The following is a 17,976-nucleotide window of genomic DNA, read 5'->3' on the forward strand; positions in this document are numbered from 1 at the left end:
AGGTGGCTCAGGCTTCGGTCAGCAGGTCTTTGGGCCACAGGAGCCGGTGACCGGTGCGGGCGGCCAGGGCCTCGATGTCCTCCGGGATGTCCACGTCGGTGCGGTAGCGCTGGTTGCTGCTGGCCCAGCGGTGCACGGCCTGCGGGTTCGCCGACTGCCACTGCCTGCAGCCGACGCTGGCTAGGCCCGCAAGGATCTGCTCTCGCACGCTCTGGCTCAACATCACCGGGTTGCCCGGCAGGCCGTCCACCGTGGGCTGGACCACTTCGGTGCCTTCGGGCCGCTTCTTGTACGCACCGATCAGGTCGTTGATGTCTTGCGAGTTGATCAGCGGCTGGTCGGCCAGCGCGACCAGCACACTGTCGATCTTGCCGGTCAGCGCCTGCAGGCCCAGCCGCAGCGACGATACCTGGCCCGCGTCCGGGTCCAGGTTGCGCACCAGCGTGACCGGGAAGTCGCGCACCTCGGGTTCGATGCGCTCGGCGTGGTGCCCCAGCACCACCACCAGCTCGTCCACGCCCGCGCCCGAGAGCGCGATCAGCTGGCGCCGGATCAGCGGAACGCCGCCCAGCTCCAGCAGGCACTTGGGTTTGTTACCCATGCGCGAGGCCGAACCGGCCGCGAGCAGCACCGCGCCCACCACCACGCGGCTGTACAGACCGCCGCCGCCCTTCAGGATGCATCCCACGTCAGCTACCTCCACAACAAGACTTCGTGGCCACCACCGGCGGGGCCGCTTCGCTGACCGATTCTGCTTCCGCAGGCTTGGCCGCACCGCCGCCGCAGCAGCTGCCCATTTCCATGGGTGGCAGATCGAGCTTGAACTTCGGCGCCGGCTTCGCTGCCTCTGGGGTGGCGGCGGCACGCGCAGGCCGACCGCGCCGCGCCGCGACCACGGTCGCCAGCACCGCCAGCGCGATCTCTTCCGGCGTCTGCGCGCCGATGGGCTCGCCCGCGGGGGCCACGATGGCGGCCACCTGCGCCGGGTCTTCGCCCGCGCTGATCAGGCTCTGGCGCAGCACGTTGGCCTTGCGTTCGCTGGCCACGAACCACAGCGTCGGCGGCTTCAGCGCCAGCGCGGCCCTGAGGGCCTGCAGGTCGCGCCGTCCCTGGGTGGCCACCACCACCAAGCCGCCGTCCGGCAGGGCCTGCACGACCGCGTCGGCGCTGTCGCTGCCGATCACACGCGCCGCGTCGGGGAAGTCGCCAGCCTGCGCGCCCTCGACCACCAGCACCGTCTGCAGGCCGATGCGCGGCGCCAGCCCGGTCAGCGCGCGCGCCACCGGCGAGTCGCCGAACACCACCAGCTGAGGGGCCGGCAGCACCGGGTCGATGAACAGCTCCAGCGTGCCACCCGAGTGGCAGGCCATACCGAACTCCAGCACGTCACCCAGCGTGCGCTCGGCGGTCTCGTCGGTGGGCGCAATGCGGATGCTCTGCGGCTGGCCGCTGGCCAGGGCCTGGCGCACGGTCTTGACCACCGCCGGTTGCGCGCAGCCGCCGCCGATCCAGCCGTGGATCTGGCCGTCGGCGGTGACCAGTGCCTTGTCGCCCGCCTTGGCTGAGGTGGGCGCCTGCGCGCGCAGCACGGTCACGAGTGCAAACGCGCGGTCTTCGGCCTGCAGCCGGGCGGCGTCGGCGATCCATTGGTTGCGGTTCATGGCGTGTCTCCTGTGGGTGTGTTTCTAGTGCAGCACCGGCCGCGCCGCAACCAGGTCGGCGAGGCTGGCCAGCGGCACGAAGCGGTGGATGTGTTCGCGGGCGTTCCGAACCGCGGCCGCGGCGGGCGCCTGGCGCGTGGGGTGGAACCAGGTGATGCGCGCGCCGTGGCCACGCAGGGCGCGCAGCGCGTCGGCCAGGTGTTCGGGTGCGTCGGTGTCGAAGCCGTCGGACATCACCCACACGCGCGCGCCGCGCCGCAGCTGGGCGCGGGCGTGCACACGGGCGAAGTCCTGCAGGCTGGCGGCGATGCGGGTGCCGGCGCCGAAACCGGCGGTCACGGCGTTGATCTTTTCTTGCACCGTGGCCGAGTCGCGCTGCATCAGCGGCGTGACCTCGGCCAGCCGGGTGTGGAACACGAACACGCGGGCCTGGGCCTCCAGCGCGAAGGCGCGTGCGATGCGCAGGAACAGCGCGGCATGGCTCTCCATCGAGCGGCTCACGTCGGCCAATATGAACAGGCGCGGTGGCTCCACGCGCTTGACCTGCCAGGCCGGCGCCAGCGGCTCGCCGCCCCAGGCCACGCTGCGGCGCAGGGTCTGGCGCAGGTCCAGCCGCTGGCCGGGGTGGGCGTTGCGCCAGCGGCGTGTCGGCAGTGGTCGCAGCTGCGCAGTGATCTGGCGCGCCAGGCGCTGCAGGGCGCCCAGCTCTTGCGGCAGCCACATCTGGCCGTCGCGCTGGTGCAGGGCTTCCAGCTGGGGCTCGCTGCGGCTGGCGCCGCCCATGGCACGCGGCGTGCCGGCCTCGCTGTCGCCCGCGCCCGCGTGTGGCGCATCGGCGGCGGTCTGGGGTGCGGCTTTGGCGGCGGTGGGCGGTGGCTGCGCGGCGTGGTCCATCTGCTCGTGCATCTGCTGCACGGCCTGGCGCAGGTCGCGCTGTGGTCGCGTCTGCCCACTCACGCGCACCTGGCCTCGCAGGCGCTCGGGGTGCCAGTAGCGGGCAAAGAGGTCGGGCCAGAGCCGCCATTCGCGTGCGCTGTGGCAGGCGATGGCGCGCCAGGCCGCGTTCAGGCGCGGGCCGTTCGGTCCACCCAGCACCATTGCCGCCTGCAGCATGGCCTGCTGCTCGGCCACGCCCACGCTCAGCCCGTGGTCGCGCAGCAGTGCCGCGAAACCGGCGAGGGTTTCGCTGGGGGCAAGCGCGGGCGTGGTGTTCATGAGGCGGCCGCGTTGGCCGGGGCTTTTTCGGCCACGCCCACCGTGCGCCGGCCCTCGATCAGTTGGCGCGCGCGATCGGCGCCGAGGCCGAAGCGGTCTTCCCGCGTCTTGAGCAGGCAGCCCAGCGTGGTCAGCAGCACCGCCATGTCCTCGGGCAGCGTGTGGTGGTGCATGCGGTGCAGCGCGTTGACCCAGTCCAGCGTCTCGGCGATACCGGGGATCTTGGACAAATCTTCATTGCGCAGCCGCTGCACGAACTGCACCGCTTCTTCGACCAGCCGGGTGTCGGCCTCGGGCAGGGCGGTTTTCACGATGGCGATCTCGCGCGCCAGCGTGGGGTAGTCGAGGTGGTGGTACAGGCAGCGGCGACGCAGCGCGTCCGAGAGTTCGCGCGTGCCGTTGCTGGTGAGGATGACGCGCGGGATGTGAAGCGCGCGCAGCGTACCGATCTCGGGCACGGTGATCTGGTAGTCGGCCAGCACTTCGAGCAGGAAGGCCTCGAAGGCCTCGTCGGCGCGGTCGATCTCGTCGATCAGCAGCACGCAGGGGCCGTCCTGGCTGATGGCCTTGAGCAGCGGGCGCTCCAGCAGGAACTCGCGGCTGAACACGTCGGCCTCTTTCACCGTGCCGGGCTGGCCGTCGTGCAGGCGGATCGCCATCAGCTGTCGACCATAGTTCCACTCGTAGGCCGCCTGCGCCAGATCCAGGCCCTCGAAACACTGCAGGCGCACGAGCACCGCGCCCTGGGCCTCGGCGAGTGCCGTGGCCAGCGCTGTCTTGCCCACGCCCGCGTCGCCTTCCAGCAGCAAGGGCCGCTGCAACTCGCCCGCTAACCACACCGTGGTGGCGAGGTCGGCGTCAGCGAGGTAACCCACCTGCTGCAGCTGCTCGCGCAGCTGGCGGTCACCCGGTGCAGCCGGCGTTTGCATGCTCAAGCCTTCTTGCCAAAGAGACCCTGCCACCAGTTTTTGATGAGCGCCCAAACGATGGCCAGTCCGTTGATCTCCTGCGCCACCGGCGGGGCGGGACGGGGTGGCGCCGCGGCCACCGTGAGGGGCGTGGCTTGTTCGGGAGCGCCACCGAACGCCACCGCAGCGTCCTCGGCGATCTCCACCGAGGCCGGCGCGGGCAGCGCCAGCGCCGCCTGGCGGAAGTTCTCGACGAACTGCACCAGGATCATCTCGGACACCTGCACCATCATGCGGCCGCCGAACTGAGCGAACTTGCCGTTGACGATGACCGAGGCGTCGCCGTGCAGCACGCTGTGCGCCGGGTTGGCCGGGTCGGCTTCGATCACCGCGATCAGGTCCATCGAGGCGGACGAACCGCCCTTGTCGGCGCCCTTGCCGCGCAGCACCATCTTGCGGTCGGCCTCGCTTTGTTCCAGCACGTCCACCGTGCCGCCGAACTGGGCCACCGCCGGGCCCACCTTCACCTTCACGCCGCCCTTGTACGAGGTGTCGGACAGCTGCTCGGTGAGCTCTGCACCGGGCATGCAGCCGGCCACCGCCTTGAGGTCGGCGAGGATGGCCCAGGCGCGGGCCGGGTCCACGTCGAGGGGGTAGCGTTTGTCGAGTTTGACTTCCATGTCGGAGTACCTATGTTGAATCAGGAATCAGTGGATCGCCACACCGGAGCTCGAGACGCAGCGCCTGAGCACGCGCCAGCCCAGGGCGCCGTGGATCGGGCTTTGCCCGGCCGCCAGCGCCGCCCCCTTGAGGGGGTCGCGCGCAGCGCGGCGGGGGTGGTTCACAGATTCAAACCTCTTGCCTTGAGTTCTTTCCACACCCGGAACGCGTTGTGCGGCATGTCCATGTGCGTCATGCCCTGGTGCGAAAACGCATCCACGATGGCCGAGGTGAAGGTCGGAATGCTCCCCACGTGCGGCGACTCGGCCACGCCCTTGGCACCCAGCGGATGGTGTGGCGAGGGCGTCACCGTGTGGTCGGTTTCCCAGTGCGGCGTTTCCACGAAGGTGGGCAGGAAGTAGTCCATCAGCGTGTTGCCGAGCAGGTTGCCCTGCGCGTCGAACGGCATCTGCTGGCCCATGGCCACCGCGAAACCTTCGGTCAGGCCGCCGTGGATCTGGCCCTCGATGATCATCGGGTTGATGCGGGTGCCGCAGTCGTCGAGCGCGTAGAAGCGGCGGACCTTGGTCTCGCCGGTGGCTCGGTCGATGTCGACCACGCAGAGGTAGATGCCGAACGGGAAGGTGAAGTTCGGCGGGTCGTAGTAGTGCACTGCTTCCAGGCCAGGCTCCAGCCCGGCGGGCGGCTGGTGGTAGGCCTGCCAGGCCACGTCGGCCATGGTCTTGAACTTGCTGTCGTCGCCCTTGACCTTGAAGCGGTCCACTTCCCAGTCGAGGTCGTTCTCGTTCACCTCCAGCATGTGGGCCGCGATCTTGCGCGCCTTCGCGTGGATCTTGCGCGCGGCCAGTGCGATGGCGGCGCCGGCCACCGGCGTGGAGCGTGAGCCGTAGGTGCCCAGGCCGTAGGGCGCGGTACTGGTGTCGCCTTCTTCGACCTGGATCACCTCGCTGGGAATGCCAAGCTCGGTGGCGATGATCTGCGCGTAGGTGGTCTGGTGACCCTGGCCCTGCGTGATCGTGCCCATGCGGGCGATGGCCGAGCCGGTCGGGTGGATGCGGATCTCGCAGGAGTCGAACATGCCCACGCCCAGGATGTCGCACATCTTGCTCGGGCCCGCGCCCACCACCTCGGTGAAGGTGACGAGGCCGATGCCCATCAGCGTGGGGCTGTTCGGGTCGGCGCGCTTGGCGGCCTGCTCTGCGCGCAGGCCCTTGTAGTCCACGGCCGCCAGCACCTTGTCGAGCGCGGTCTGGTAGTCGCCGCTGTCGAACTCAAATCCGAAGGCGCTGGTGTAGGGGAACTGCTCTTTCTTGATGAAGTTCTTGGCGCGGATCTCGGCCTTGTCCATGTTCAGCTTCTGCGCCAGCACATCGACCATGCGCTCGACCAGGTAGACCGCTTCCGTCACGCGGAAGCTGCAGCGGTAGGCCACGCCACCGGGCGCCTTGTTGGTGTAGACACCCTTGACCGAACAGTGCGCGGCCGGGATGTCGTAGCTGCCGGAGACGATGTGGAACATGCCGGCCGGGAACTTGGTCGGATCGGCGCAGGCGTCGAACGCGCCGTGGTCGGCCACCACGTTCACGCGCAGGCCGGTGATCTTGCCGTCGGCGGTGGCGGCGATCTCGCCGTCCATGTGGTAGTCGCGGGCAAAGGCGGTGGACGAGATGTTTTCGATGCGGTCCTCGACCCATTTCACCGGACGGCCGAGCACGATGCTGGAGACGATCGCGCACACATAGCCGGGGTAGATGCCGACCTTGTTGCCGAAGCCGCCGCCGATGTCGGGGCTGACGATGCGCACCTTGCTCTCCGGAATGCCCGAGAGCATGGACACCACCGTGCGCACCACGTGCGGCGCCTGCGAGGTGATGTAGGTGGTGAGCTCACCCTTGATCGGGTCGAAGCTGGCCACGCAGCCGCAGGTTTCCAGCGGGCAGGGGTGCACGCGCGGGTAGTACATGTGCTGGCTCACCTTGACCGCCGCGTTGTCGAACGCCGCGTCGGCCGCGGCCTTGTCGCCCGCGTCCCAGGTGAAGATGTGGTTGTGGTGCTCGCGCGGGCCGTGCGCGCCGCTGGTCTTGCCGGCCAAGTCTTCGCGCAGCACCGGGGCGTCGGGCAACAGCGCGGCGTAGGGGTCGAGCACCACAGGCAGCTCGTCGTATTCGACCTCCACGGCCTCCACCGCGTCGGCGGCGATGTAGCGGTCGTCGGCGATCACGATGGCCACTTCCTGCATCTGGAAGTGCACCTTTTCGTCGGCCAGCACGGCGGCCACGTCGCCCGCGAGTGTGGGCATCCAGTGCAGCTTGAGTGGCTTCAGGTCGTCGGCGGTGAGCACGGCGTGCACACCGGGGATCGCCAGGGCTTTCTCTTTGTTGATCCTGACGATGCGTCCGTGGGCGATCGGTGAGCGCACGATGTCCATGTGCAGCATGCCCGCCATCTTGATGTCGTCGACGTAGTTGCCCTTGCCCTGGATGAATCGGGCGTCTTCCTTGCGCAGGCGCGAGACGCCCATGCCAGCCAGGGCGAGTTCACGGGCTTCGGCGGTTTGTACCGGTGCATTCATGTGGGGTTCTCCTGATCAGGCCGTGACGGGTTCTTGCAGCTTCTTGGCGGCGTATTGCACCGCCTTGACGATGTTCTGGTAACCCGTGCAGCGGCACAGGTTGCCGGCCATGCCGTGGCGGATCTCTTCTTCGTTGGGGTTGGGGTTTTCCTGCAGGAAGCGGTAGGCGCGCATCAGCATGCCGGGAGTGCAGAAGCCGCACTGCAGACCGTGCTCTTTGTAAAAGCCTTCCTGCACGGCGTGCAGCACGCCCTTGTTGGCCAGGCCTTCCACCGTCAGCACTTCGGAGCCGTTGCACTGCACCGCCAGGTGGGTGCAGCTCTTGACGGACTGGCCGTCGATGTCGACCGTGCAGGCGCCGCAGTGACTGGTTTCGCAGCCGATGTGGGCGCCGGTGAGGTTGAGTTCTTCGCGCAGGAAGTGGATCAGCAGGGTGCGCGGCTCGACCGCTTTTTCCTGCGCCTTGCCGTTGACGTGGACGGTGATGAGTTTTTTGGCCATGGGGTTGTCTCCTGTGTTTATGCGCAACGGGCCCAGGCCTTGGCCAGGGCGCGCTTGACCATTTCGCCGGCCATGGCGGTCTTGTATTCGATGTCGCCGCGCAGGTCTTCGGCGGGGTCGCAGATGGCGGTGGCCTCGTCTGCGGCGGCCTGCAGCGTGGCGGCGTTGACCGGCTGGCCGAGCAAGACGGCTTCGGCGGCCTCGGCGCGCAGCGCGGTGGGAGCCACGTTGGTCAGCGCGATGCGCACGTGGCTCACGGTGTTGCCGCTCTTGCGCATGACCACCGCACAGCCGGCCGTGGCCCAGTCGCCGGTCTTGCGCTTGAGTTTTTCGTAAGCGTATCCCGTGCCCTGCGCGAAGGCCGGGGCGTGGATCTCGCACATGACCTCGTTCTCTTCCAGCAGCGTCATGTAGGTGCCGAGGAAAAAGCCGTCGGCGGGCACGGTGCGGCGGCCGCTCGGGCCTTCGAGCACGAAGGACGCTTCGATGGCGATGGAGAGGGCGGGGTGGTCGTTGCCCGGATCGCCGTGGGCGATGTCGCCGCCGATGGTGCCGCGGTTGCGCACCTGCGGGTCGGCGATCAGCTTGGCGGCCTCGGCCAGCAGCGGCAGCTTGGCCTGGATCACTGGGGAATTGATCAGCTCGTTCTCCGTGGTCATGGCGCCGATCACCACGGTGCCGCCGGCTTCGCGGATGCCGCGCAGTTCGGGGATGCGGTTGATGTCGATCAGGTGCGCCGGTTCGGCAAAGCGCAGCTTCATCATGGGCAGCAGGCTGTGGCCGCCGGCCAGCAACTTGGCCTCGGAGCCGAGCTGGCCCAGCAGGGCCACGGCCTCGCCGACCGACTTGGGCGCGTGGTACTCGAAACGCGGTGGAATCATGCTTGTCTCCTCTTGATGGGGTGGCGCGATTGACATTTGTCAACGACAACCCAGTCTGGGGGAGAACCGTATCCCGACAACAAAGTCGGGTTACTAACTCATCGGTTCACAAAATGACTTGTTTTCCGCTCGAACCGCACGCTGCGTTGCACGAAACGCTCAGATCAAGCGCGTCTGGCCTGGCAATCCGGGTAAGTCCCAGGGTGCTGAAACCAGCTTGATTCAGTACCTGGTCAGTAGACCCAGGGCTTCTCGCAGCCGAGCTACCTCGCCGCGCGCCACGGGGATCGGCTCGCGGTGTTTGCCTTTGAGCACGACCTGCGTCTTGCTGCCCTCACGTCCCAGCTCGGCCACTGCCTGCAGGTTGACGATGAAGCAACGGTGCACGCGCATGAACTGCGCCGGGTCCAGGCGCGCTTGCAGGTCGCCGATGCTGAGGTTGCAGAAGTGAAAACCGTCGCGCGCGTGCACGCGGGTGTAGTGCGCCTGCGATTCGAGGCAGAGCACGTCGGCGGTGTCCACAAACGCCACCTTGTGGTTCGCGACCATGGGGATGCGGTTGAGCCGTAGGTTCACGGGCGCCGGCAGCTCGGCCGTGACCGGCGCCTCTTGACTCACGACCTGGGTCACGTCGTAGAACACCAGCACAAAGCCGGTGGTCGCGCCCAGGTGGTCGCCCAGCCGCGTCACCTTGATCAGCAACACCTGTTCGGGGATGTTGATGATCATGGTCATGGGCGTGGAACTGGCGACCGGGCAGCCCGAGGCCTGGTCGAGCAGGAAGTCGACCTTGGGTTTGGATCGTTCGGGGTGGAACGAGGTCACCAGCTTGTCGAACGGCTGCTTCTCCCCCACTGGCAGCACCTTGCGGGCGAAATCGTTCATTGCCACCACGTTGCGTTCGGCGTTGAGGTGGATCACGCCGACTTCAAATCTCTCAAACAGATACAGGGGCGAATTGTTCGCGACCTGGGCTTCCATCAGCAGTCTCCTGGCCACTCGTACTAGAGTCGGCGTGAGCGAAGAGTAACGCAACTCTCGACGCTGGCCTTGAATGATCGCATTCAACGGCTCGGACTTAGTGCCTGGTTCGGTTCCGAGCGGCAATGCAGCCAAGCCTCACGAAAGATAGCAAAGGGTGGCGGAAGTGCCTGGTCGCCTTGAGCCCATCCGGTCGTTCGCTGCCGGTCCGCGGGCATTGATGGGCGAGTACCCGGTCTCCAGCGTGAAGCGGTCATACGTAAGGTCGACCGTCGAATGACCGTTGACGGCCGCCACTGTCGTGCAAGAGGTCAACCGAGAGTGACTCAGTTCAGCCTTCTCCGGGCATTGACCATGCACAGGTCGGAATTGAACGTTGGCTGAGTTGGCTGTTCCAGTTTGCTTGCCGCGCAGACCCGTTCAGCGTTCCATGTCGACGGAGGACCTGGCTTTCACCTCGCGCGATGGTACGGGGGCGCTCAGTTGTTTGTCAGGTCGTGCCGCCTCGCGCCCCATTCCATCTGCCGCATTCGGCCAAGCGTGTTCGGCACTTCTTTGTTTGTCAGTCCGTGCTGCCTCGCGTTGCAGTCGCGGCGCGACTTCCTTGAAGTACGCCGAGTCGCTCACGAACCGCACGATGTGCTTGGCCAACTCCCGGTCCTCCGGGACATCGGATGCCTGCAGCGCCTTCTTGATGTGCGCCCAGGCCTCGAATGCCCCGGAGTGGCTGCGCTCGTAGCTTGCGCCTGACTTGACCTGCTGCTTTTCACTCTGGCTCAACCGTCCTTGCTGCCGGGCCTTCACCTGCCAGATGCTTTCATCCCGGCGGTTCGCCCCGCGCGAGGCTTGTCGCGTCGCCTCGGCCTCCACACCCAGTTCTCGCAACTTCTCCGCAAAGGTCTCGCGCCAGCGGTGCAGGTCCGTCTTGCGCGGGTTCAGTCGCTTGCCATCGATCGATTCGGCCTTCACGCTCAGGTGCACGTGTGGGTTGGCCTGGTGCTCGTGCAGCACCATCACGTAGTGGTGATCCCTCAGCTCCCTTCTCGCGAACCCGCGTGCCGCCTTCAGGACCGTCTGCGCATCGGTGCCCTGAGGCATCGACAGCATGATGTTGAAGGCTTCGCGCCGGTGGCTGGTCTCCGGGATCAGGGACCCGCTGACGCGCCATTGGTCGATCAGGTCGTGCATGGCCTCCTTGCCCTCGCGCACGACGCCCCGGTCGTCCTCGATGCGCAGCTGGCCGTTCTTGCAGATGTAGCGAAAGTGCGCCGCAATGGCGCCCATGCCCCGGCCACCGCCGGTGACCTTCACCATCACCTGCGGTGCCCGTCGTACCACGGTGGCGGCAATACGCTGGCGGATCGCGGCCGCACTGGGCCGGTTCGGGGGGTTCAGACGCGGCGTGGCGTCCGGCTTGACGATGTGGCTGGCCGGGTAGAACAGCCGCTCGCCCCATTCCACCAGCACGCCGTCGATGGAGGGGCCGGTGGTCATTGGGGTCGCCGGGTTGGCCGCAGCTCGGCGACCAGCTCTGATGCCGTGTCCAGATGGCGCCGGATGTCTTCGTTCAGCGTCCTGATGCCGGCCCGGTAACGTTCCAGCTCCTGCGACGCACCGGGCTTGACCATGTGCAAGATGCGCAGGTAGGCGCTGAGATCGGTGCTGATGACGGCCAGCCTGTTGGTGGAGGCTTGGAGCGCGGCCACGGTCTGGGTGTGGTTCCTGGGCGGCGGAGCGCCTTCGATGAGCGCGGCCACATAGATGCTCTTGGAGACATTCGCGATGCGGGCCTTGTAGTTCATCAACGCGGCGTGTCCGGCAGGCAGGCGCAACGTGACCTTGACGACCTGCTCCTCGCGCACATATTTCAAGGGTTTCGGATCTGGCTTCTGATCACCAGACTTCGGGGCCAGGTAGGCCAGCACGGCCTGGCGCACCAGGGCTGCCGGGGTCATCTGGTTCACCCGTGCGCGGGTCTGCAACGGCTCGCGCAGGCCACGCAGGTCGATGGTCACCCGGTCACGCTGAGGCTTTCCCATGGCCTGTCTCGGCACTGACGGGTACGGTTTCGGGAGTCAGCCTGGCGGCCAGCTCTGCGACACGCTGGCGCAAGGCCAGCATCTGATCGTGGGGGAGTGCGTCGATGCCGCCCGAGCGGGTCAGCCGCTGCAGCGCAGCGTCCAGCCGCTCACAGAGCCCGCTGGCGCGGGCCAGTGCCTGCGCCATTTTGTCTGGTCGTGGAGACGTTGGTGCCGGCTTGTCAACTGCGGGTGTGACATCCCGAGTCGAGTAGCGGAGACTGGTCACGGCCTCACGGGTGATGGGTTCCGTGCCAGCGACAAGGGCCGCCACCTGCTCGGGCTGCTCTTCATGCAGGCGGCTGAGTTCGTGGAGCGTGCGCGGAGATTCGCAGCGTCCGCTCCTGAGCGCCTGGTCCAGCACGGGTGGCAGATTGAGGAGGGCCAGGTGGTGCGCCACCGTGGTGAGGTCCATGCCCAGCTGGCGGCCGACCTCGGCATTGGATTCGCCGGCATCCACCCTGCGCCGGATGAACTGCGCGAGTTCAAGCGGGGAGAGGTTCTGCCGCTTCAGGTTCTCGGCCACCTGGTCGTAGGCGTCGCGAGCCCCGACGGCGAAGACGACGGGCACTGTGGTCAGCCCGGCCTGGATGGCGGCACGCCAGCGCCGGCTGCCAAAGCGGATCAGATAGCGTCCCTGGGTATTCCGGTCACTGACCACGATGGGCTGCAGCATGCCGCGCTGGGCGATGTCCCGAGCCAGCTCCTCGATGGCCTCCGGTGGGAACGCCTTGCGTGGGTTGTCCGGGTCTTCGTCCAGCTGGTCGATGGGCACCATCAACGCCAGGCCGGTCGGCACGGGCTTGCCCTCGAACAGGTTCAACTGGTCGAGGTTGATGCCTGGGGGCTTGCGATTGGCAAGGAAGTTGGTCAGTGAGCCCATGATCGATCGTCGAGGGTGACGACGACCACTCTAGGGGCCAGAGCAGGCTGGTTGTGTGCTGGATTCGGGCTGAAATCAAGCGGGGAGGGCGGAGCCTCTGCGAGTCGCCCTGAATCGAGTCCATGCCCGGTCAGTCGTCTCTATGGATGATTTTCTCGTGACAGTTGACGTTTGGAGTCAATTGCAGAGATTATTTTATTCAAATTTGAGTCAAGATTTTCTTGTTGAAGAATGAATTAATTGCTACAGTTGACCCGTGGAAGCAACTGTAGCGCCTTTTTCATTCAAGTCTTTGCTGGCGAGCCTGCCTCGGGGGGAACCGCTGAGCACAGTAGCCCTGCAGGCGCGCGGCCTCAGTGCGTTCCGGGCTTCTGCATTGGCTCGCAGCGGCTGGCTGGTGCATCTGGCGCGCGGTGTCTACATGCTGCCGGGCGACACACTGACTCGCGACGGTTGTCTGGCCTTTCTGTCGGAACAGACCCCGGGATTTCATGTGGGCGGCAAGACCGCACTGGCCTGGCGCGGAGTTCGCCAGAACATCGCATTTCGTGAGCATCTCGACCTTTGGGGCGACGTGCCTCGGCGCCTGCCGAACTGGTTCACGCAGCGCTTTGCGGCGGGCTACCAGGCCACCCAGCTGTTCGATGATGGTCTCCCGGTCGGGCTCGGACTGCAGCCCCTGCCAGGAGGTGACGCGCGCGTCCTGGTCTCCGTGCCGGAGCGCGCCATGCTGGAATTGCTCAGCGACGTTGGCAAGCTGCAATCACTGGCGGAGGCGCGGGATCTGGTCGGGAGCCTGCCCGGCCTGCGCACCAAGGTGCTCGACGAGTTGTTGCAGCACACCGACCGGATAAAGGTCGTGCGCATGGCCGCCAGCATGGCAACCCGCATGAACCTGCCCTGGGCCGCTGTGGCGGAAAAACACAGCGAACGCATTGGCGGTGGCGCGCGCTGGGTGGCCGTCGGCCGCACCGGTGAACGCCTGGATCTCAAGCGGCCACGAATCCGGACTACATCGACATAGTCCGCCTGCTGCTGGGCATCGCCCCGGCGGTCTTCGCTTCCGGTCGCTTCGCCATGAAGGGTGGCACCAGGCTGGCTTTCTAGGCTTCGGGCAGGCTTTCGAAGAAAAAACATTCAGGCAGGAAAGCCGGTGCAACGTGGTCGATGTCCTTGGCTGATACGCCGCAGGCAAAGAAGCTCTCCCGCCAGTGCCGGACCACATCGACCAGACGGTTGATTTCCGCACGCGCATCGGCCACAGACAGACCAAACCGCCCGGCCTGCGAAATCAGGTTGTAGATGCTCGCCGTGCGGCCGTGATCTCCAATGCTCAGGGCCAGGTCGCGCCTCTCCAGGCTGACCACAGGGGAGGGCACCAGATCGTAGGCAGGCGACAACCGCCATCCCTTCTGCCTGTGCAGCAGGGCGTGGTTGCGGGGGTGGTCGTCGTTGTTGGTCACGGCCGCGTTGAAGACCATGCGCCGGAACAGCTCCGTGCAATCGGCCTCTGGCTTGTCCGACCAGCGCCGCAGGTTGTCGGCCAGCAGCGGATAGGACCAGCGCTCCCGGTCCAGGTGGCTGTCGCCACAGTCGAGGACGGTCAGCCCGCTGACGAGGCCGAAGCGCAGATAGCCCTGGTTGGTGTGTTCACGGTCGAAGCGCTGCACCATGAGCACATCGCTGGCGCCCACCGCCTGCAGCCGAGCCTGCGCGACGTTCAGGCCACAGCGGCGTGCGAGGTCGAGGGTCGCGAATTCGACGCGCTGCAGATTGAAGCGATCGTCGCGTGCGGGAAACTTGCCGAGCCACAGGCTCTGCGCGTCCTCGATCGTGGCCTTGGGGCGCGCCCCGCCCATGCTGGTGCCAGGGTCGAGCTGTTCGAGCAGATGTGCAGCCACTGGTCGCCCGTCCTCGATCGCCTGGGTCGCCGCGATCAGTTCGGCCAGCTGGTGCGTGCGGTTGTAGGTGCGCCTCGGCGCGGGGGGATCCACCTTCAGCCCGAAGCTCAGGCAGCCCGCCCCGTCCTGCGGGCCGTGCAGCAGGTAGTCGATCTCCTGAAGGTCAGCGGCGCTTCGCTGCAGGGTGTGCTCGATCACACGCCGACCCCAGGCATCGGGGCTGGCGTCCCGCACGGCTCCTGGGATTCCCTTGAGCTGCGTGAACTCGAACACCGTCCTGGCCAGCGGAAGCCGAAACGGATCGAGCGCGACCGCGTCCGGGCGTTGCAGGTAGCGGTCGCCGTACCGGAACCGCCCGATCTGCGTCCCGTCGGGCAAGGTCTGCACCTTGAGCAGTGCGGCTGGCACCGTTTCCAGGGTGCCGGGCAACTGGATGTAGACGTAGGCCTGGCGTTCAGAAGTCATAGCTTTCGCTGGGCTTTGTGGACCTGCCCGCCCGCGCCGGACGGCGCGAGGATTCGAGTGCCTTGCCGTGCAGGTCGGTGTCGGGGTCGGCGACAGCGTCCAGCGTCTTGTCCAGGCCCAGCGCCCAGAGCACGGTGAAGCACACGCCGACCGCTGTGCCCGGCCGGCCGAGCTCCAGCGCGGTGAGGGTGTTGCGGTTGATGCCTGCCTTGCTGGCCAGATCGGCGACGGACCAGCCCCGGCGGATTCGTGCTGTCCGGATGCGCTGTCCGAGCTGCGCCACCTGTTCGACCACCTGCGGCGGCGTTGAGAAGTTGCTCATTTAGATAGGCGTTAATGGATTTAATGCTCATCATAATAGGCAAAAATCAATCTGATGGCAACACGGTAACATCCATTTTGATGCTCTAAGTAGGCGCAAGGCCAGATAATGCCCAGTATGTTGGGCATATTTTGGAAAATTCTGAAATGAGAGTGATCGGTCATGCCGTGCCTGTCTGCGCCATGATGCTGTCAATCTGCTTCCCCAGCTTGTCCCACGCTGCCTTCTTCTCGTCGGCGAACTCGTGGTGCAGGTAGTGGCGCCGCACCCGGCTGCCCGCCATCACGTGGTTCTGGCAGCGGTCGATGATGTCGGGCAGGATGCCCAACGCCTGCATCATGGTGGCGCCGGTGCGCCGCATGTCGTGCGGTGTCCACTCGCGGTGGCTGCCGCTCTTGAGCACCAGTGCGTTGTCGTTGGCACGGCGTGACAGGTCCTTGCGGACCTTGAACTGGATCTGTCGGTCGCCCACCTGCTTGGACACGGTCTTGACGCAGACGTGGGTGTCTTCCTTGAGGTTGCGGGCCGGGAAGCAGTAGGGCGATGTTCCGGTGAGGGCCTTGAGCGCCTGGAACTGGCGCAGCGAGAAGTCCGAGAGGTAGACCCGGTGTCCCTGCTTCTTGCCCATCGATCCTTTGACGTTGGCAACCGGGATGGTCCAGTAGCGCTCCACCAGGTCCACGTCTTCCCAGCGCGTCATCAGCAGCTCGCCGATGCGGCACAGCGTGCCCAGGCAGATCCAGATCGCCAGCTGGGTCTCGCGCTTGAGCGGGCGCTGCACCTCGTACTTGTGGCCGGCCGGGGTCTCCTCGTAGGCGGCCTCCATGCGCTCAAAGATAGCCTGCAGTTCCTGTAGCTCCTTGGCCGACAGCACGCGGTCGCGCTCGTTGACCATGTCGAAGTCCTTGGAGACGATCTTGCGGATCTCGATCAGGTCGGCCGGGTTGCCTTCAATCAGCAGGCCGCGCCAGGGCTGGCGCTTTTCGGCCCAGGCGAACAGCTGCACCAGATCCTGGTGCACGCGAACGGACATGCGGTTCACGCCACGGGCCACCATGGTCCGCAGGACCTTGCGCAGGTCGTGTTCGGTGATGCTGCGCAAAGGCTTCTCGCCCAGCACGGGCAGCACGTCCTTTTCAAACGAACGGCGCAGTTCGGCGTTGCCATCCTTGCGCGCGACGCCATCGGCCAGCCAGGCGTCGAACATGTCCTTGAAGGGCCTGTTCTGGCTGGCCTCGGCGGCCGCTTGTGCAATCGTCGCTTCGACAGCGGCCTGGTTCTCGATGCGCTCGGCTTTTTTGTGGTCGTTGGGGTTGACCCCTGAGCGAGCAAGTTCACGGGCTTCATCGCGCAGACGGCGGATCTGCTCCATGGAGACATTGGGCCAGGTGCCGCACGGATACCAGGCGATCTTGCCCTCCCACCGGAAGGCGAATTTGAAGCGGGCGGACACGCTCTGGTCGTTGGCGACCCGGACCTCACCAATGAGCCCGTCGCCGTCACTGAGGGTGTCGCCACGCCAGTCCGGGGGCATGGCCTTGAGCTCCAGCGTCGTCCACTTTTTGCCCTTTCCCGCCTTCGGGTACCGTGTCATGAGGCCTCCATGGGGTAAACGGTGGGGTAAACAAAATAAACGCTGTCAGTGTATTTCGTGGGACGACTTTGGATCAAGTATCCTTTGTATCTATATGATTTAAAACAAAAACATTGTCCCATAACGTCCCGGGAAATCCCGCAAGATTTCACGTATATTTCGATGGGGTGCAAGGGGTCGCGAGTTCGAATCCCGCCACGCCGACCATTTTTACCGGAAGCCCGCAATCGAAAGGTTGCGGGCTTTTCTGTTTCCGCCGTGAAGGGGCCGCTGAATGGTGCGCGTGAAATCAAGTCTTGACTGCGACAAGGGAGAGATGATGGGCGTGATGAGAAAGGGGTCCTGATGGCGCAGGCAGATGCAGAAATGGTGGATGCGCTGGTTATAGGCGCCGGGGTGGTTGGCCTGGCAGTGGCGCGCGCGCTGGCACTGAGTGGGCGGGAAGTCATGGTGCTGGAGCGCGAGGCAGCCATTGGTACCGGCACCAGTTCGCGCAACAGCGAGGTGATCCACGCAGGTATCTACTACCCGGCGGGTTCGCTCAAGGCGCAGTTGTGCGTGGAAGGCAGGCGGATGCTGTACGCGTACTGCGCCGAACGTGGCGTGGCGCACCATCGCTGCGGAAAGCTCATCGTGGCCAGTACAGCGTCCCAGCTGGCGGCATTACCCGCGATTCTGGAGAGGGCGCGTGTCAACGGGGTAACCGATCTGCGCCTGATCGACCGCGAGCAGGCGCGTGAACTCGAACCGCAACTGGAATGCCTGGGTGCCGTGCACTCGCCGTCTACGGGCATCGTTGACAGCCATGGACTGATGCTGGCGTTGCAGGGTGATCTGGAACATGCAGGTGGGCTGGTGGTCTGTCACAGTGGCGTTGAGCAGATGGCGGTCGGCGGCGGCGGCATCGAGGTGGCGACGACCGATGGCACGCGCCTGCAGGCGCGCTCGGTGGTCAACGCCGCAGGCCTCGAGGCATGTGACCTGGCACAGCGCGTTCGAGGACTGGATGCACGGCATGTGCCTCGGGCCTGGTTTGCCAAGGGCAGCTATTTCACGTTGTCGGGACGATGTCCCTTTTCACATCTCATCTACCCGGCTCCCGATCCCAACAGGCATCTGGCGGGACTGGGCGTACACCTCACGATCGACCTGGGTGGGCAGGCCAAATTCGGACCGGACGTGCAATGGGTCGAGGCGGCCGATGATTTGTTGGTGGATCCGGCCCGGGGCGATGGGTTCTACGCCGAAGTCCGGCGCTACTGGCCGGGGCTGCCCGATGGTGCGCTGCAGCCTGGTTATGCCGGCATGCGACCCAAGATCAGCGGCCCCGGCG

General features: G+C 66.1%; 18 protein-coding genes. 2 read left to right on the forward strand and 16 right to left on the reverse strand.

Features of this window, described 5'->3' with window-relative positions; all coding sequences use genetic code 11:
* Positions 1-7: 7 nt before the first annotated feature.
* The 13 genes from K5880_RS17830 to K5880_RS17890 all read right to left on the reverse strand — a co-directional run bounded on the left by K5880_RS17830 (position 8) and on the right by K5880_RS17890 (position 12,361).
* Positions 8-688: a nucleotidyltransferase family protein gene (locus K5880_RS17830; RefSeq protein WP_291216886.1), complete on the reverse strand. Its 681-nt coding sequence runs from the start codon at positions 686-688 to the stop codon at positions 8-10.
* Between the two features lies 1 nt (position 689).
* Entirely contained in the window at positions 690-1,661 is a 972-nt protein-coding gene (locus K5880_RS17835; RefSeq protein ID WP_297655404.1) for an XdhC family protein, read from the reverse strand.
* A 24-nt stretch (positions 1,662-1,685) separates the two neighbouring features.
* Positions 1,686-2,876, reverse strand: a complete 1,191-nt coding sequence (locus K5880_RS17840; protein ID WP_291216881.1) for a VWA domain-containing protein — start codon at positions 2,874-2,876, stop codon at positions 1,686-1,688.
* The gene (locus K5880_RS17845; RefSeq protein WP_297655408.1) at positions 2,873-3,805 is read right to left on the reverse strand and encodes a MoxR family ATPase; all 933 of its coding nucleotides are present in this window, start codon (positions 3,803-3,805) and stop codon (positions 2,873-2,875) included. The genes K5880_RS17840 and K5880_RS17845 overlap by 4 nt, the downstream gene beginning before the upstream one ends.
* Positions 3,806-3,807: 2 nt before the next feature.
* Entirely contained in the window at positions 3,808-4,464 is a 657-nt protein-coding gene (locus K5880_RS17850) for an SRPBCC family protein (protein WP_291216877.1), read from the reverse strand.
* Between the two features lie 27 nt (positions 4,465-4,491).
* Entirely contained in the window at positions 4,492-4,629 is a 138-nt protein-coding gene (locus K5880_RS17855; protein ID WP_297655411.1) for a hypothetical protein, read from the reverse strand.
* Positions 4,626-7,037: an aerobic carbon-monoxide dehydrogenase large subunit gene (locus K5880_RS17860; protein ID WP_291216874.1), complete on the reverse strand. Its 2,412-nt coding sequence runs from the start codon at positions 7,035-7,037 to the stop codon at positions 4,626-4,628. The genes K5880_RS17855 and K5880_RS17860 overlap by 4 nt, the downstream gene beginning before the upstream one ends.
* Before the next feature lie 15 nt (positions 7,038-7,052).
* Positions 7,053-7,538, reverse strand: a complete 486-nt coding sequence (locus K5880_RS17865; RefSeq protein ID WP_291216871.1) for a (2Fe-2S)-binding protein — start codon at positions 7,536-7,538, stop codon at positions 7,053-7,055.
* 17 nt (positions 7,539-7,555) lie between these two features.
* A complete protein-coding gene (locus K5880_RS17870) occupies positions 7,556-8,419 on the reverse strand; it encodes a xanthine dehydrogenase family protein subunit M (protein ID WP_291216868.1) in 864 nt (287 codons plus the stop codon).
* A gap of 222 nt (positions 8,420-8,641) precedes the next feature.
* Positions 8,642-9,400 (reverse strand): LytTR family DNA-binding domain-containing protein, encoded by a 759-nt coding sequence (locus K5880_RS17875; RefSeq protein WP_291216866.1) that lies wholly within the window; start codon positions 9,398-9,400, stop codon positions 8,642-8,644.
* Between the two features lie 420 nt (positions 9,401-9,820).
* Positions 9,821-10,894 (reverse strand): relaxase/mobilization nuclease domain-containing protein, encoded by a 1,074-nt coding sequence (locus tag K5880_RS17880; protein ID WP_297655418.1) that lies wholly within the window; start codon positions 10,892-10,894, stop codon positions 9,821-9,823.
* Positions 10,891-11,415: a hypothetical protein gene (locus K5880_RS17885; protein ID WP_297655421.1), complete on the reverse strand. Its 525-nt coding sequence runs from the start codon at positions 11,413-11,415 to the stop codon at positions 10,891-10,893. Before K5880_RS17885 ends, K5880_RS17880 begins: the two co-directional genes overlap by 4 nt.
* Before the next feature lie 4 nt (positions 11,416-11,419).
* A complete protein-coding gene (locus K5880_RS17890) occupies positions 11,420-12,361 on the reverse strand; it encodes a ParB/RepB/Spo0J family partition protein (protein WP_297655423.1) in 942 nt (313 codons plus the stop codon).
* 292 nt (positions 12,362-12,653) lie between these two features.
* Between K5880_RS17890 and K5880_RS17895 the strand changes: the two genes are divergently transcribed.
* Positions 12,654-13,385 (forward strand): type IV toxin-antitoxin system AbiEi family antitoxin domain-containing protein, encoded by a 732-nt coding sequence (locus K5880_RS17895; RefSeq protein ID WP_297655424.1) that lies wholly within the window; start codon positions 12,654-12,656, stop codon positions 13,383-13,385.
* A gap of 79 nt (positions 13,386-13,464) precedes the next feature.
* Here the strand turns inward: K5880_RS17895 and K5880_RS17900 are convergent, their stop codons facing one another.
* The 3 genes from K5880_RS17900 to K5880_RS17910 form a co-directional block, all read right to left on the reverse strand.
* Positions 13,465-14,727: a type II toxin-antitoxin system HipA family toxin gene (locus K5880_RS17900; RefSeq protein WP_297655426.1), complete on the reverse strand. Its 1,263-nt coding sequence runs from the start codon at positions 14,725-14,727 to the stop codon at positions 13,465-13,467.
* Positions 14,717-15,049 (reverse strand): helix-turn-helix transcriptional regulator, encoded by a 333-nt coding sequence (locus K5880_RS17905; protein WP_297655429.1) that lies wholly within the window; start codon positions 15,047-15,049, stop codon positions 14,717-14,719. Before K5880_RS17905 ends, K5880_RS17900 begins: the two co-directional genes overlap by 11 nt.
* A 160-nt stretch (positions 15,050-15,209) precedes the next feature.
* Positions 15,210-16,643 (reverse strand): site-specific integrase, encoded by a 1,434-nt coding sequence (locus K5880_RS17910; protein WP_297655432.1) that lies wholly within the window; start codon positions 16,641-16,643, stop codon positions 15,210-15,212.
* A gap of 345 nt (positions 16,644-16,988) precedes the next feature.
* Here K5880_RS17910 and K5880_RS17915 point away from each other — a divergent pair.
* On the forward strand, positions 16,989-17,976 hold a 988-nt coding region (locus tag K5880_RS17915), incomplete at its 3' end, for an NAD(P)/FAD-dependent oxidoreductase (protein ID WP_297655435.1).

Source organism: Hydrogenophaga sp. (assembly GCF_025699295.1).
Lineage (GTDB): Bacteria > Pseudomonadota > Gammaproteobacteria > Burkholderiales > Burkholderiaceae_C > Hydrogenophaga.